The following is a 14,547-nucleotide window of genomic DNA, read 5'->3' on the forward strand; positions in this document are numbered from 1 at the left end:
ACGAGGGTGTCGCTATCAGCTTTGCGCAGGTCGCCCTTCGTGCAGAAAGAAGGCCTGGGCGCGGGCTTCCTGTCCGTGGGCGACATTGAGGCGGCTCCAACCCTTCAAAGGTTGGAGCCTGGGGGAAAATCAGGGTGCGTCAACGATAAACCGGATGACGCCTGCACAGTGCGACCACTTGTTCGCGCACCTGCTGGGTGACCTGCTCGATACGCCCAGTCTCCAGGGCGTCAAGCACATCGCACAACCAGCCCGCCAGTTGCTCGCAGTCGCTTACGCTGAAGCCACGGGTAGTCACCGCCGGGGTGCCGATGCGCAGGCCCGAAGTCACGAATGGCGAGCGTGGATCATTGGGCACCGAGTTCTTGTTGGCGGTGATATACGCGTTGCTCAGCGCTGCATCAGCCTCCTTGCCGGTATACGGTTTGGCGGACAGGTCGATCAGCATCATGTGGTTGTCGGTGCCGCCGGAAACAATCTTGTAACCGCGCGCTTGCAAGACCGCGGCCATCGCCCGGGCATTGACTACGATCTGCTGCTGATAGGTCTTGAACTCCGGCGCCAGGGCTTCCTTGAATGCCACCGCCTTGGCCGCGATCTGGTGCATCAACGGGCCACCCTGAACCCCGGGGAATACGGCCGAATCGAGCTTCTTGTAGAACGTATCGTCCTGCCCCTTGGAAAGAATCAGGCCGCCTCGCGGACCACGCAGGGTCTTGTGCGTGGTGCTGGTGACGACATGGGCATGGGGCAGCGGGTTGGGGTATTCGCCCGCCGCCACCAGGCCGGCAACGTGGGCCATATCGACCCAGAAAATCGCCCCGACCTTGTCGGCGATGGCACGCATGCGCGCCCAGTCCTTGTGACGCGAGTAGGCCGAGAAGCCGCCAATGAGCATTTTGGGCCGGGTCTCGAGGGCGATGCGCTCCATTTCGTCGTAGTTGATCAGCCCGGTCTCGGGGTCCAGGCCGTAGGGGACGATCTTGTAATGGCGGCCGGAGAAGTTGGACGGGTTGCCATGGGTAAGGTGTCCGCCCTGGGCCAGGTTCATGCCCATCACCGTATCACCTGGGCTTATCAGCGCCAGGAACACCGCAGCGTTGGCCTGGGCCCCGGCGTGGGGCTGGACGTTGGCATAATCGCAATCGAACAGCTTCTTGACCCGCTCGATGGCCAGGCGCTCGGCCACGTCGACATATTCGCAACCGCTGTAGTAACGCTTGCCCGGGTAGCCTTCGGCGTACTTGTTGGTAAACACCGAGTTCTGCACTTTCATGACCAGCGGGCTGGCATAGTTTTCCGAAGCGATCAGCTCGACGTGATCTTCCTGGCGGAGTGCTTCGCCATGAATGGCGTCGCACAACTCGGCATCAAAATCGCTGAGGGTCAGGGATGAGTCATACATGTAGGTCAGGTCCTGTAACAAGAAAAAGAAATAGCTGCCAGCGGTGCCGGCTACGCCAGCAAACGGCTGATGCGCACGACGATGTCGTCGATCTGTGCCTCATCGCAGATCAGCGGTGGCAGCAAGCGAATCGTGGTGCCACGGGTAACGGTAATCAGCAGGTGTTGTTCATCTCGTGCCCGTCCCACCAGCTCGGTGCAGGGACGGTTCAACTCGATCCCAACCATCAGGCCCAAACCGCGCACGCTGAGGACTTCAGGGTGGTTGGCCAGCGCCTCCTGGAGGCCTGCCAGCAAGCGCCGGCCAAGGCTGGCAGCACGTTGCGGGCTGTTCTCGCGTTCCATGATGTTCAACACCGTGCAACCAACCCGGCAGGCCAGCGGGTTGCCGCCGAAGGTCGAAGCGTGGTGCCCCGGGGAAAACAGCTCTGCGGCTTTGCCCCGTGCCAGGCAGGCACCAATAGGGAAGCCGTTGCCCAATGCCTTGGCCAAGGTGATGACATCCGGCTTGATCCCCGAGTGCTGGAAGCCAAACCACTCGCCGGTACGACCCATGCCGGTCTGCACTTCGTCAATCATCAGCAACCAGTCGTGCTCGTCGCAAACCTGACGCAGGGCCTGCAGGTAGGCAGTCGATGCCGGATTGACGCCGCCCTCGCCCTGCACCGTTTCAACCAGCACCGCGACAATACCTAGCGATTGCGCCGCGGCCTGGCGCACGGCTTCGATGTCATCATAGGGCACGCGCAAAAAGCCCGGCATCAGCGGCTCGAAGCCGCGCTGCACGGCCGGGTTGCCGGTGGCCGCGAGCGTCGCCAGGGTGCGTCCATGAAAACTGTTTTCCATGACCAGCACCTGTGGCTGGGCGACTTTGCGGGCATTGCCATGCAACCTGGCAAGCTTGAGCGCGGCCTCGTTGGCTTCGGCGCCGGAGTTGCAGAAGAACGCCCGCTGCATGCCGGCCTTTTCGCACAGGCGTTGGCCCAGCTGTTCCTGCCACTGAATGCGGAACATGTTGGTGGTATGCAACAGCTGGCTGGCCTGCTCGGCAATGGCCGTGGCAATTTCGGGGTTTGCATGACCGAGGCTGGTGACCGCCACGCCGGAGATTGCGTCCAGGTACTCGACCCCTTCCGTGTCCCAAAGGCGCGCGCCTTCACCGCGGCTGAACAAGACGGGCTGACGGGCATAGGTGTGCATGAGGTACGAGGGTGATGAGGTCATTGGCATTCCTTCCAGTAGGTCGTGGATCAAAGCTTGAATGAGCACTGCAGGTGCTACTTGCCATCAGCGGGACGGGCATCCGCAGTCGGCCAGTAATAGGCATCGGGCATCGCCCGGGCACCGAAGATGGCCTGGCCGACGCGTACGACGGTGGCGCCCTCCTCGATGGCGATCTCGAAATCGCCGGACATTCCCATCGACAGTTCGTCCAGGCTGATTCCCGCCGGCGCCTGCTGGCGCAGTTGCTCACGCAACTCGCGCAATAGAACGAAGCACGGGCGCACGCGGGCAACGTCGGCCGAAAACAGCGCCAGGGTCATCAAGCCGCGAACCCGCAGGGCCGGGAACGCTGGCAAGGCTTGCAGAAAATCGGCAACAGCTTCGGGCGCCAGGCCATATTTGCTGACCTCGCCAGAGGTATTGACCTGCACGAATACATCCAGCTGCCGGCCTTCGACCTGCAAGCGTCGATCCAGCGCCTCAGCCACACGCAGGCTATCCAGCGCCTGGAACTCCGAGGCAAAACGTGCCACCTGCTTGGCCTTGTTGGTCTGCAGGTGGCCGATGACCGACCATTGCAGGTCGCTCAGGTCGCTCATCGCTTCCCACTTGCGCTGGGCCTCCTGCACCTTGTTTTCGCCCAGCAGTCGGCAACCGGCGGCATAGGCCAGGCGCAGATGGGCCTCGTCGAAAGTCTTGCTCACCGGCAGCAGGCGCACACTCGCCGGGTCGCGGCCGACCCGCAGGCAGGCATCGGCGATTCGTTGCTGCACGGCGGCCAGGTTGCGGCGAAAATCCTCGACCGTGTTGGCCTGCGGGTAGCGCCCGTGGCGCTCATGCAGGGTCATGGTGTCAGCATTCGTGGCCTGTTGCAGAAGGCTGGTCATCAGTTGGCGGCTCCTTTGCTGCTTGCGACTTCGACGGTTGGGTTGGCGGCGGCCTGGCGGCGAGGCAGCCGGCCATTGAGTACTGCGTAGGCGACCAGGCCGATCAGCAACCCCCAGAACGCGCCGCCGATACCGAACAAGGTGATGTTGGCGGCGGCCGCCAGGAAGGTGATCAGCGACGCCTCGCGGGACTTGGCATCTGCCATCGCGCTGGCCAGGCTGCCACCGATGGTGCCCAGCAGCGCCAGGCCGGCCAGGGTGGTGATGAAGGTGGCCGGGAAGGCCATGAACACGGCAGCCAAGGTTACCCCGAAGATCCCCACGAGGATGTAGAAGACCCCGGCGGCAATACCGGCGACCCAACGTTTGGACGGCTCTTCATGGGCTTCCTTGCCGGTGCAGATAGCCGCAGTGATCGCTGCGATGTTGAAGGCATGGGAACCGAACGGGGCCATCAACAGCGATCCCAGGCCGGTTACCGTGACGATCGGGTTGGCACTGGTGCTGAAACCATCATTGCGCAGCACCAGCATGCCGGGCATGTACTGGCCGGTCAGGGTGATCAGAAACAGCGGCAAGGCGACACTGAGCAAGGCATTGAGCGAGAACACCGGCATGGTGAACACGGGGGCGGCGAACTGCAGCTGCAGCCCCGAGAGGTCGACCCGGCCCTGGGTGAGCAGGAAGGCCAGGCCCAGCACCAGGATGCCGACCACCGCGTAGCGAGCGGTAAAACGCTTGAGCACCACATAGGCGACGATCAGCAGGCCGGCCAGCAGCGGGTCGATGCTCATGCCGCCGAAGGCACCGATCCCGAACTGCAACAGGATCCCGGCCAGCAACCCGGCGGCAACGCCCGGGGGAATCAAGCGGATGACCTTTTCGAAATAACCGGACAAGCCCAGCAGCACGAAGGCGGCGGCGGAAATCAGGTAAGCGCCGATCGCTTCGGCGTAGGGCGTAGTCGACAGGGCCACGACCAGAAATGCCGCTGCCGGGGTCGACCAGGCGGTAATGATCGGCTCGCGCGAGACCCAGCTCAGGAACAACCCGGTCACGCCGACGCCAATGGACACCGACCAGACCCAGGATGCCGTCAATTCCGGGCTCAACCCTGCCACTTTGGCGGCCTGGAATACCAGGATGAAGGTACCGCCATAGTTGACGATCACCGAGATCAGCCCGGCGACGATCGGGTGGGTCAGATCGCTCAGACGCAATGCAGATCTGGAGGGTGTTGAAGGCATGATTTGTGTGCTCCTTGCAAAGCGGGGTGCAAGCCCCGACTGGAAATCGATTTATAGCGCCGCACTGGCCTGTCTAGCCCCTACACTTTCATTGGGTCGTCCAGACCACTTGGCGGACCACATCAGTCTCCCGACTGGCTTGGCCTCAACCGTGCACGTGGGCAAAATCTTTCATGAAATCGCTCAGGGCCTCGACCGCCGGCAGCGATACCGCGTTGTAGATACTGGCGCGCATGCCGCCGACCGAGGCGTGGCCCTTCAGCCCATTTAGCCCGGACTGTTCGGCCAGGCGCAGAAAGGTGTCCTCCAGGGTCTGGTCGGCGAGCGTGAACGGCACGTTGTTGAGCGAGCGATAAGGCGCCTGCACGGGGTTGTGGTAGAAACCTTCGCTGTCATCGATGGTGCGGTAGAGCAGTTCGGCCTTGGCCTGGTTGATCTGGTGAATCCGCTCGATACCGCCCTGGTGCATGATCCACTTCAGGGTCAGGCCGGTGAGGTACCAGGGGAAGGTCGCCGGGGTATTGAGCATCGAGTCGGCCTTGGCGATCCGGGCATAGCTGAGGATGTCCGGCGTCAGTGCCAGGGCGCGGTCGAGCAGTGCCTCGTCGATGATCACCACGGTAATACCGGCCGCCCCCATGTTCTTTTGCGCGGCGGCGTAGATCAGGCCGTGGCGGGCCACGTCGATGGGCTTGGACAGCAGGCTCGAACAGGCATCGCACACCAGCGGCACAGTGGTCTGGGGAACATCGACAAACTGCACGCCATGCACCGTCTCGTTCTCGGTGTAGTGCAGGTAGGCGGCGTTGCTGTCGAGGTTGCGCTCCCCCACCGTCGGGACACGATCAAAGCCGGTGGCCGCGCTGCTGGCGGCGACGCGCACATCGCAATAACGCCGCGCCGCTTCGATAGCCTTGCCCGACCACAGCCCGGTGTGCAGGTAATCGGCACTGCCCTTGGCACCCAGCAGGTTCATCGGCACCTGGGCGAACTGCAGCGATGCCCCGCCCTGGACGAACAGCACCCGGTATCGGTCAGGCACCTTGAGTATCGTGCGCAGGTCCTGCTCGGCCTCATGGGCGATCTCCATGAACACCTCGGAACGGTGGCTGATTTCCATCACCGACATGCCGGTGCCGGCGAAGTCGAAGAACTCATCATGAGCTTGCCGAAGCACTTCGATCGGCAGCGCCGTAGGCCCTGCGCTGAAATTGTGTGACCTTGCCATGCTTTATCCAACCCCTGTTCAATCTCGCCATAAAGGCCTGGGAGCGCCTGTGGCATTGCACTGGCGACGAACAGAGTCTACGGATAGAATGGCCTGCCTTTGTAGGCCATTTTAAAGGCTTGAGGCAGACCACATGACCAAGACCTTCGAGCTTGAGACCCTGAAGATGCGGCTGGGCGACGCCGAGTTTCAGTTGCTCGACCTGCATCAACGGATCCAGCGCGCCCTGCGCTCATTGATTCTTGATGGCGCCCTGGACCCCGGCCTCAAATTGCCGGCTACCCGTGTCCTGGCCAAGTCGCTGGGGGTGGCCCGCGATACTGTCGAGAACGCGTACGTGCAACTGCACCGGGACGGCTTCATCAGCCGCCGCGAAGGTTCGGGCAGCTACGTATCGGAAAACGTCGGTACCGAATTGCGTGGCGCAGCACGCCGACGCATGAAGCAGCAAGACACCCGTCGCAGCGAAACTGCGCCTGCCGGCCCTGGCCTCAGTCGGCGCGGGCAGATGATCTTTGACAGCGGCGGCATCAGCGACACACAGGTGATCAAGGCCTTCGCCACCGGCCTGCCGGAAACCCGCACCTTCCCCACCGATGTCTGGGAGCGCCTGCAGCGCCAGGCCATGAAGGACTACCGCGCCAGCGTCCTCTTGCACGGCGACCCGCAAGGTGCCGAGCCGCTGCGCAAGGCCATCGCCACCTACCTGAACCTTGAGCGTGGTGCCAAATGCTCGCCCGACCAGGTCCTGGTACTCAGCAGTACCCGCCAAGCGCTATTCCTCTGCGCTCAACTGCTGGCGGATGCCGGCAAGCCGATCCTGCTGGAGAACCCCGGCTATTACGGCGCCCGCAAGGCATTTGAAACTGCGGAGACCAAGGTCGTACCGATCGACGTCGATGACCAGGGCATCCGCACCGACCTGTTGCAGGCTGACCGCAGCGGTGCCAACTGCCTGTATGTGACGCCGTCGCATCAATACCCCACCGGTGCGACCCTGCCGCTGGAGCGGCGGCTGGAACTGATCAACTGGGCCGCTGAGCACGGCAAGTGGATCATCGAGGACGACTATGACAGCGAATTCCACTACGACGGCCTGCCCACCGCCTGCGTGCAGGGCCTGGACAAGTACCAACGGACCATCTACCTGGGCACGTTCAGCAAGACCCTCTACCCCGGCCTGCGCATGGGCTACATGGTGCTGCCCTATGAACTGGTCAAGCCCTTCAGCTGTGCGCGCAGCATCATGGACGGCCACACCCCGCAAATCCTCCAGCTGACCCTGGCGCGGTTCATGGAGGACGGCCACTACAACTCCCACGTACGCGCCATGCGCAAGCTCTACGCCGGGCGCCGCTCGATCATGCTCGACTCCATCGCCAAGCACCTGGACGGCATCGCAGTCGCCCTGCGTCCGCAAGGCGGCCTGCAGATTCCCTGCCTGCTGGCCGATGGCTGGTCGGAAGAACAGACCATCCGCCAGGCTGCCAGTGCCGGCGTGCAACTGCCAGGGCTGAGCCGGCTGTACGCTGGCGAAGAGAAAAAACAGGGCTGGTTGCTGGGATACTCGTCACTCACCGCCTATGAAATCGAAGCGGCGATGCTGCGCCTGGCCAATGCCCTGAACAAGAAGTAGCTCAGGCCACCGCCTCCCTTGCCTGGCACTCATCGTAGGTACAGGACAAAGCGGCGAATATATCGGCACCATAGTGCTGGGCAGAGAACGGCACACTGGCCTGCAGCTCGGCCAGCCATTCGTTGTCTTCGCGCCCGGCCCAGGTCTTGCGGTAGTTACCAGTCTGGTAACCACGCTCCTGGCGCAGACGGTTGAGGGCATTCTTGGCGACATACGACTTGAACAACCCATGCAGCGACAGCCCGCACTGCCCGGCCAACTCGCAGAACGCCGCGATATCGAACCGTCGCGTTTGCAGGCAGAGTCCGGCGAAGTCTTCCAGGCAGCGGAGGATGTTTTCGCTTGGCGCCGGGTGGCGCAGGGGCAACAGCCGGGTCATGGCGTTGACCGCAGCTGCGGGTGGCGGCTGGTCTTCGGGCCAGCGCATCAACAGGTCGCACAGGCCGAAGTGGAAGATATCGACCAGTTCAAGATGCACCTGCTGCAGGTTGCATTCGTTTTGCCGCCACCACTTCCAGCCCAGGTGATCGGCCAGTTCCGCTGATTCTATCCAGATCGCCCGGTAATACTGCTGCCGGGCGTTGCGCCAGTGCGGATTGATGATGCTGTTGATCGAGCGCTGCAGATCAAGCATCTGGGTCAGCAGGTTTTCGCACTCGGAATAGGGAGTCATCGTGTGTTCCTTCAAATTCAGCGTCAAGGTCGGGGCTCCTTTCATGACCTGCCCCCTAGTGCCCAAGGGCGTAATCCATAAGCAGGCTATGGACCTGTGCAGTAAGCCAGGCACGCTTGATCGCCTGCACACGGGCGACCACGCTCAGCTCCATGGATGCCAGCTGCGACTCGCTGACGAGCACGAGCTCGCCAAGCACAGCGGGCATCAGAACGGGCTGGCTGGGCTGGCCATTGTAGTTTTTGTCCGGCATTGAAAAGTCCTTTTTGCAATAGCCTATCGGGCCTCAGTAAGGCAGTGGAAAACGCCGGGTCAGGTCGGCGACACCCTCGCGGATGGAGTTCTCGGTTCGTCGGTCGATGGTGCCACTGCGTACGCCGCCGAGCAGCGCCAGGATCATGTCGCCGATCTCCAGGAACTCATCGCAGCCCATCCCTCGCGAGGTGCACGCGGCGCTGCCCAGGCGAATGCCGGACGTTATGGTCGGGCGCGCCTCATCATTGGGCACGGCGTTCTTGTTCAGGGTGATGCCGATCTGCTCCAGGGCGTGTTCGGCGACATTGCCAGCCAGCCCCCACGGGCGCAGGTCGACGACCCCGAGGTGGCAATCCGTGCCTCCGGACACGATCGACAGACCGCCTTCAGCCAGGCGCCCGCACAGCGCCTGGGCGTTCTCCACCACGGCTTGGGCATAGGTGCGAAACGAGGGCTGCAAGGCTTCGCCCAGGGCCACCGCCTTGGCTGCGATGATGTGCATCAGCGGGCCGCCCTGCATGCCAGGGAACACCGCAGCGTTGATTTTCTTGGCGATGGCTTCGTCGTTGCACAGGATCATGCCGCCGCGCGGGCCGCGCAGGGTCTTGTGCGTGGTGGTCGTGGTGACGTGGGCGAAGGGCACCGGGGAGGCGAAGGCACCGCCGGCGACCAGGCCGGCGACATGGGCCATGTCGGCCATGAAGAACGCTCCGATCTCGTCGGCGATTGCCCGGAAACGGGCGTAGTCCAGGGTGCGCGAATAGGCCGAGCCGCCGACGATGATCAGCCTCGGCCGCTCCTGCCGGGCAATGCGCTCGACTTCATCCATGTCGACCCTGTGGTTGAGCGGGTCTACCCCGTAGCTCAGGGCCTGGAACCAGCGCCCTGACATGTTGAATGTGGCGCCATGGGTCAGGTGCCCACCGGCCTTGAGGTCCAGGCCGAGGACCTTGTCGCCCGGGGAAAGCAACGCAAGAAAAACGGCCTGGTTGGCCTGGCTGCCCGAGTGCGGCTGGACGTTGGCATAGTTGCAATCGAACAGGCGCCGGGCGCGTTCGATGGCGACGCTCTCGACCACATCGACGTTGAGGCAGCCGCCATAATAACGGCGACCCGGGTAGCCCTCGGCATATTTGTTGGTCAATACCGAACCCTGAGTTTCCAGCACCGCACGGCTGACGAAGTTCTCCGAGGCAATCAGTTCGATCGAGTGCATCTGGCGCTGCCGCTCGGTGTCGATAGCCCGCCAGATCTCACGATCGGCCTGATGCAAGGCAATAGAGCTGACCACAGGCAGCGCGTGACCGTCTGTGTAGGCAATGTGCGGCATGGGGACTCCTGTCTCGATGTAGGTGAAATAACAAGCCACACTGCCAGCGCTTGGGGCTTGTTCATCAACCTACCCTACCGGCCTGCACACAGGCGGGATATACCAGTTCAAGCGAACTTTGCAGACCACTTTTCTGCACCAGGGCCGCGACGCCGACAGGGCTGGGCGAGCCGTGGGTTTGCCTGCCTGCTTTAAAGTGGTCTGGTGACATCAAAAAAAATGGACTATCACGCTAGACCATATCCTGCCTAAGATCGGTGCCGAAACGATCCTGGCCGAGCATCCGCGGCCGTCGCCGACAAGCGGTGTAGAGGGATCAGGGCATTTTCCCGCGTGAAGCCATCACGCAGATCGAGAAAAGTTGAGCCATGTCGATTCGTATCGGACTGCTGCCCCAAGTGGCGACAGCGCACTGGGTCAGTCACTTGCACATCATGGCGCTGGCGGCGTTGTTCCCGGTGCTGCCGCAGCTATTTGCCGTGGGCTATGTGGAATTGGGCCTGGCCTTGAGTATCTTCAATATCGTCACCGCCCTGGTACAGGCCCCCATGGGTTATGCCGTCGACCACTACGGCGGGCGCCGCGTACTGATCGCCGGGGTAGCCCTGGGCAGCTTCAGCTTCCTGCTGATCGCACTGTTTCCAACCTACACCTGGTTGCTGATCGCCATGGCCCTGGCCGGTGTCGCCAATGCCGTCTACCACCCTGCCGATTATGCCCTGCTAGCCCAGGGCATCGCCCCCGCGCACATGGGCAAGGCTTTCTCGGTACATACCTTTGCCGGCTTTCTCGGTGCGGCCATTGCCCCAGTCTTCCTGCTTGGGGTGGCCACCGCCAGCGAACCACGCCTGGCTTTTGCCGCAGCCGCGCTAGCGGGCTTTGCCGCCTTGGCGCTACTGTTGGTGCCGGGTTCGGGCATCACCCGCGTGAGACCACTGCACGCCGAACCGAGCGCCCTCGGGAATTCCTCTGGCACCGATGGTGCCCGCCCGCGGTCGCTGCTGTCACCGATGATCCTGACCCTGACGGTACTGTTCGTGCTGCTTAACCTCAGCACCAGCGCGATTGAAAAGTTTTCGGTTGCCTCCCTGATGCAAGGCCAGGGCGCAACCCTGCCTTGGGCCAACTCGGCGCTCACCGCCTTCCTGTTTGCCAGTGCCTTCGGTGTGCTCTGCGGAGGCGCCCTGGCCGACCGCACCAAGCGTCACGGCGTGGTTGCCGCTAGCGCCTTTGGCCTGGCGGCGCTGCTCACAGCGCTTGTCGCGACGGCCAGCCTCAGTGGCCTGGCTTTGACCATCACCCTGGGCATCACCGGTTTTCTCACCGGTGTGATCGCCCCGTCGCGCGACATGCTGGTGCGCGCGGCCTCGCCCAAAGGCGCAGAAGGGAAAACCTTCGGCATCGTCTCCACCGGTTTCAACATCGGTGGTGCAGTCGGCCCGATCGGCTTTGGCTGGCTGCTCGACCATGGCCACCCCAACGGTATCTTCTGGGCTTCGGTGGCGTTCATGAGCCTGACCGTTGTGCTGACCTTGATGCAGGAGTGGTACCTGAGCAGGTTCAGAACCCGCAAAGACCCGGTGCTCTGCGTCAAACCTTCTTGACGTCGTCGCGGAGCATCGATGAAATCGCGCCTCCCCTGTTCTGGCAACGGAGCAGGACCGGTGATGATGAGTGAAGGCTCAGCCATTGCCGCCTATCTATGCCTTAAAACAACAACAGCCTGACCAATGGAAATTAAACATGGAACGTTTGAATTGTGACAACGACGATGCTGTTCATAGCATGCTGACGAAGTTGTCCACACTCTGGAAAAACCGCGCCGCCGTCAACCAGGAACTACCGGACTACTGGAACCTGGCCTTTGACCCGGACAAGCAAGATTTCACTGCCTCATTGCTACCGTTTCGCAACCACCAGGCCTGGCAGGAAGCCCCTGAAGCGTTGCAATCGAAATGCCTGTCCTATGCCTGGGGCATCTACAACCTCAAAACCATCTACATCGAATGCAACGTCGTGGTGCCCGCCTGCGAGGACATCATCAAGACGCCGCCACCCAGTCACAACCGCATGCTGCTGCAGGACGTGATGTCGCAGGCGCTGCTGGACGAGGCGCTGCACACGCGGATGTCGATCATGGCCTGCAACTACATCTACGCCATGCGCAAGCTGGCGCCGCTGGACTTTACTGCCTTCAACCTGGTGACCTGGCGCGAAGGCCTGCTGGCCAACTGTAACGCCGAGTGGGAGCGCCGGCTGACCCGTTTCGCCATCGCTTGCGCCAGTGAGACGCTGATCACCGACTACCTCAAGACCATGGCCGAAGACACCTCGATCCAGGCCATCTGTCACGAAGTTACCCGCACCCACGCCATGGACGAGTGGAGCCATTCCAGCGTCTTCAGCTTCGTTGCCACGGATATCGTCCATGGCTTGAGCCGCAAGGAGCGCGAGTACCTGCGGTCGATCATTCTCAAGACCGTGCAGATGTTCGCCAACAACGAACTGGGCGCGTGGGGTACGGTGTTCTCGATGCTCGATTTCCCCAACGCCCGGGAGATCCTCAATGACGTTGGCGACAGCAACGAAATCAGCGTCTACACCGACTCGGTCGAAAGCCTGATCAACCGCATCGGCCTTACCGGCAAAGGCCTGGGCAGTTCGCAAAGCGCCATCGCCGCCCTGCATGAAGAGGCCTACGCATGAATGCCATGACCCTGCATGCACGTTGCGAGCGTGTTACCAGTGAAACCGCTGGCATCAAGGTCTTTACCTTGAGCGCCCAGGGCGCCCATGCCGAGTTTCTCGGCAGCCTCGAACCTGGCAAGCACATCGCCTTGCAATACCCGGACACCAGCGGCATCGAACAACAGCGGCTGTACTCGATTACCCGCAAGGATGCCAGCGACCTGTTCGAGATCGCAGTCAAGCGCGAAGGCCGCGGGGGCGTTTCGGACCACCTGCATGCCACCTTGCAAGAGGGCGTGACAGCGCCACTGCAATTCGTTGCGGGTGATATTTCGGTGGCTTCGATCATCGACCATGAGCAGGTCGGCATGCTTGCCGGCGGCATCGGCATCACCTTGCCGATCGCCTTGCTGCGTGAACTGGTGAAGCGCGCACGCAACGGCCAGACGGTACCCAAGGTAACGCTGCTGTTGTGCGTTCCGAGCATTGCCGACATCCCGTTCCTGCACGAATTACTGGAGCTGGACCTGAGCACCTCGTGGTTCAGCCTGCATGTATACGTCACCCGGGAGCCTGTCAGAAACAACGGCCACTTCCGCGCCGGGCGGCCGACGGCGCAGTGCCTGAGCCTGCTGGGCCAGCCCGATGCGGTGGTCATCTGCGGCAGCCACAGGTTTGCCCAGGGTTTTCGCGAGCACAGCCTGGCGATGTTTCCCGACAGCGAGTTGCTGATCGAGTCGTTTACGCCACCGGCAGCAGCACAGCCAGCCGGCCCGGAACACGCCCAGGCGGGCAATTCGGTGCGTTTGCACCTGCACGATAGCGACCAGGTACTGGAACTGCCAGCGGGCAAAAGCCTGCTGGACATGCTTGAGTCCAGCGGCATCGCCGTGCGCAGCCTGTGCCGCTCGGGAATCTGTGGCAATTGCCGGATCAAGGTGTCGGACGGTGAGTGCAAGTTCGAGTCCGACTTCTGCCTCAGTGATCAGGACAAGCATGAGGGGTATGCCCTGGCGTGCTGTACGTTCCCGCTGTCGGGGAACATCACTGTCGAGCTGAACCCTACCGCCTGAATTTTTCCACCGGCCTTTCTACTGATGATTGCTCTCATGAAAACAGCAATTGCTCTGCGCCACATCCATTTCGAAGACGTCGGTTCGCTCGATGCCGTACTGGCAGAACACGGCTATCAGCTGCACTACGTGGACGCTACCCAGGCCCCGCTGGATACTCCACAGATCCAGCAGGCCGACCTGTTGATCGTGCTGGGTGGCCCTGTCGGCGCCTACGACGAACTGGTCTACCCGTTTCTGCAAGGGGAACTGGCGGCAGTACGCCAGCGCCTGCAGGCAGGCACCCCGATACTGGGTATCTGCCTGGGTGCCCAGCTGATTGCCCGCGCCCTCGGCGCCCGGGTCTATCCGTTGGGCGTCAAGGAAATCGGTTTCAGCCCCCTGACGCTGACCATGGCAGGCCAGCAATCGCCGCTGGCGGCATTGCGTGACACCCCGGTTCTGCACTGGCACGGCGATCAGTTCGACATCCCGGCCGACGCCGTGCACCTGGCCAGCACCGCCATTGGCGCCAACCAGGCGTTTGCCATCGGCTCCAACGTGCTAGGCCTGCAGTTTCATCTGGAAGCAGACGTGAACAAACTGGAACAGTGGCTGGTCGGGCATGCCTGCGAACTGGGCATGGCAGGCATCGACCCCAGCAAGCTGCGGGCCGATGCCGCCGCGCTCGGCGATCGTCTGAGCCAGGCAGCACGGGAGGTGACCGGCCAGTGGCTGGCCAACCTCACCACCGCCACGCACATGGGGTGACCCAACCACTCGTGGCAAAGTGGTCTGTCGGGCCCAGCAGAACTGGAATGGCAGACCACGCAGGTTCCACCGTATAAATCGACCGGCAAACCACAACAAGGAACATGACTCCCGACGAACCAAGGAAGGTGGGAGGTGCTGCTTGCGGCACG

General features: G+C 62.4%; 13 protein-coding genes. 5 read left to right on the forward strand and 8 right to left on the reverse strand.

Annotation, left to right across the window (positions count from 1 at the left end; genetic code table 11):
- Positions 1–139: 139 nt before the first annotated feature.
- The 5 genes from glyA to serC form a co-directional block, all read right to left on the reverse strand.
- A complete protein-coding gene (glyA, locus tag HU760_RS22385; protein WP_186678001.1) occupies positions 140–1,405 on the reverse strand; it encodes a serine hydroxymethyltransferase in 1,266 nt (421 codons plus the stop codon).
- Between the two features lie 50 nt (positions 1,406–1,455).
- Entirely contained in the window at positions 1,456–2,628 is a 1,173-nt protein-coding gene (locus tag HU760_RS22390; protein WP_186678004.1) for an aspartate aminotransferase family protein, read from the reverse strand.
- Between the two features lie 53 nt (positions 2,629–2,681).
- Entirely contained in the window at positions 2,682–3,515 is an 834-nt protein-coding gene (locus tag HU760_RS22395; protein ID WP_186678007.1) for a YggS family pyridoxal phosphate-dependent enzyme, read from the reverse strand.
- A complete protein-coding gene (locus tag HU760_RS22400) occupies positions 3,515–4,762 on the reverse strand; it encodes a benzoate/H(+) symporter BenE family transporter (RefSeq protein ID WP_186678014.1) in 1,248 nt (415 codons plus the stop codon). The genes HU760_RS22395 and HU760_RS22400 overlap by 1 nt, the downstream gene beginning before the upstream one ends.
- A 145-nt stretch (positions 4,763–4,907) precedes the next feature.
- The gene (serC, locus tag HU760_RS22405; protein ID WP_186678016.1) at positions 4,908–5,990 is read right to left on the reverse strand and encodes a 3-phosphoserine/phosphohydroxythreonine transaminase; all 1,083 of its coding nucleotides are present in this window, start codon (positions 5,988–5,990) and stop codon (positions 4,908–4,910) included.
- Positions 5,991–6,123: 133 nt separating this feature from the next.
- Here serC and pdxR point away from each other — a divergent pair, with 133 nt between their 5' ends.
- Positions 6,124–7,626 carry a MocR-like pyridoxine biosynthesis transcription factor PdxR gene (gene pdxR, locus HU760_RS22410; RefSeq protein ID WP_186678018.1) on the forward strand — a complete coding sequence of 501 codons (1,503 nt, stop codon included), beginning with the start codon at positions 6,124–6,126 and terminating at the stop codon, positions 7,624–7,626.
- A 1-nt stretch (position 7,627) separates the two neighbouring features.
- Here the strand turns inward: pdxR and HU760_RS22415 are convergent, their stop codons facing one another.
- From HU760_RS22415 to HU760_RS22425, 3 genes are read right to left on the reverse strand one after another with little or no spacing between them, the layout of a single operon-like run.
- Positions 7,628–8,299, reverse strand: a complete 672-nt coding sequence (locus tag HU760_RS22415) for a dUTP diphosphatase (protein WP_186678021.1) — start codon at positions 8,297–8,299, stop codon at positions 7,628–7,630.
- 55 nt (positions 8,300–8,354) lie between these two features.
- Positions 8,355–8,552 carry a hypothetical protein gene (locus tag HU760_RS22420; protein WP_186678023.1) on the reverse strand — a complete coding sequence of 66 codons (198 nt, stop codon included), beginning with the start codon at positions 8,550–8,552 and terminating at the stop codon, positions 8,355–8,357.
- A 33-nt stretch (positions 8,553–8,585) separates the two neighbouring features.
- Positions 8,586–9,884, reverse strand: a complete 1,299-nt coding sequence (locus HU760_RS22425; protein ID WP_186678025.1) for a serine hydroxymethyltransferase — start codon at positions 9,882–9,884, stop codon at positions 8,586–8,588.
- A 368-nt stretch (positions 9,885–10,252) separates the two neighbouring features.
- On the opposite strand from HU760_RS22425, the gene HU760_RS22430 reads away from it, so the two are divergent.
- From HU760_RS22430 to HU760_RS22445, 4 genes are all read left to right on the forward strand, one after another.
- Entirely contained in the window at positions 10,253–11,488 is a 1,236-nt protein-coding gene (locus HU760_RS22430; RefSeq protein WP_186678028.1) for an MFS transporter, read from the forward strand.
- A gap of 139 nt (positions 11,489–11,627) precedes the next feature.
- Positions 11,628–12,590, forward strand: a complete 963-nt coding sequence (locus tag HU760_RS22435; protein ID WP_186678031.1) for an AurF N-oxygenase family protein — start codon at positions 11,628–11,630, stop codon at positions 12,588–12,590.
- Positions 12,587–13,645, forward strand: a complete 1,059-nt coding sequence (locus HU760_RS22440) for a 2Fe-2S iron-sulfur cluster-binding protein (RefSeq protein ID WP_186678034.1) — start codon at positions 12,587–12,589, stop codon at positions 13,643–13,645. The genes HU760_RS22435 and HU760_RS22440 overlap by 4 nt, the downstream gene beginning before the upstream one ends.
- Before the next feature lie 36 nt (positions 13,646–13,681).
- Complete coding sequence (locus tag HU760_RS22445) at positions 13,682–14,395, forward strand: glutamine amidotransferase (RefSeq protein ID WP_186678037.1); 714 nt, start codon at positions 13,682–13,684, stop codon at positions 14,393–14,395.
- Positions 14,396–14,547: the final 152 nt, after the last annotated feature.

Source organism: Pseudomonas oryzicola, from assembly GCF_014269185.2.
Classification (GTDB): Bacteria; Pseudomonadota; Gammaproteobacteria; order Pseudomonadales; family Pseudomonadaceae; genus Aquipseudomonas; species Aquipseudomonas oryzicola.

Excerpts from the sequence above, each read along its gene's own strand:
- HU760_RS22445 (WP_186678037.1), top strand. The coding sequence starts at position 13,682 with ATGAAAACAGCAATTGCTCTGCGCCACATCCATTTCGAAGACGTCGGT.
- HU760_RS22435 (WP_186678031.1), top strand. The coding sequence starts at position 11,628 with ATGGAACGTTTGAATTGTGACAACGACGATGCTGTTCATAGCATGCTG.
- HU760_RS22440 (WP_186678034.1), top strand. The coding sequence starts at position 12,587 with ATGAATGCCATGACCCTGCATGCACGTTGCGAGCGTGTTACCAGTGAA.
- HU760_RS22415 (WP_186678021.1), bottom strand. The coding sequence starts at position 8,299 with ATGACTCCCTATTCCGAGTGCGAAAACCTGCTGACCCAGATGCTTGAT.
- glyA (WP_186678001.1), bottom strand. The coding sequence starts at position 1,405 with ATGTATGACTCATCCCTGACCCTCAGCGATTTTGATGCCGAGTTGTGC.
- HU760_RS22430 (WP_186678028.1), top strand. The coding sequence starts at position 10,253 with ATGTCGATTCGTATCGGACTGCTGCCCCAAGTGGCGACAGCGCACTGG.
- HU760_RS22390 (WP_186678004.1), bottom strand. The coding sequence starts at position 2,628 with ATGACCTCATCACCCTCGTACCTCATGCACACCTATGCCCGTCAGCCC.
- HU760_RS22400 (WP_186678014.1), bottom strand. The coding sequence starts at position 4,762 with ATGCCTTCAACACCCTCCAGATCTGCATTGCGTCTGAGCGATCTGACC.
- HU760_RS22395 (WP_186678007.1), bottom strand. The coding sequence starts at position 3,515 with ATGACCAGCCTTCTGCAACAGGCCACGAATGCTGACACCATGACCCTG.
- HU760_RS22425 (WP_186678025.1), bottom strand. The coding sequence starts at position 9,884 with ATGCCGCACATTGCCTACACAGACGGTCACGCGCTGCCTGTGGTCAGC.
- serC (WP_186678016.1), bottom strand. The coding sequence starts at position 5,990 with ATGGCAAGGTCACACAATTTCAGCGCAGGGCCTACGGCGCTGCCGATC.
- pdxR (WP_186678018.1), top strand. The coding sequence starts at position 6,124 with ATGACCAAGACCTTCGAGCTTGAGACCCTGAAGATGCGGCTGGGCGAC.
- HU760_RS22420 (WP_186678023.1), bottom strand. The coding sequence starts at position 8,552 with ATGCCGGACAAAAACTACAATGGCCAGCCCAGCCAGCCCGTTCTGATG.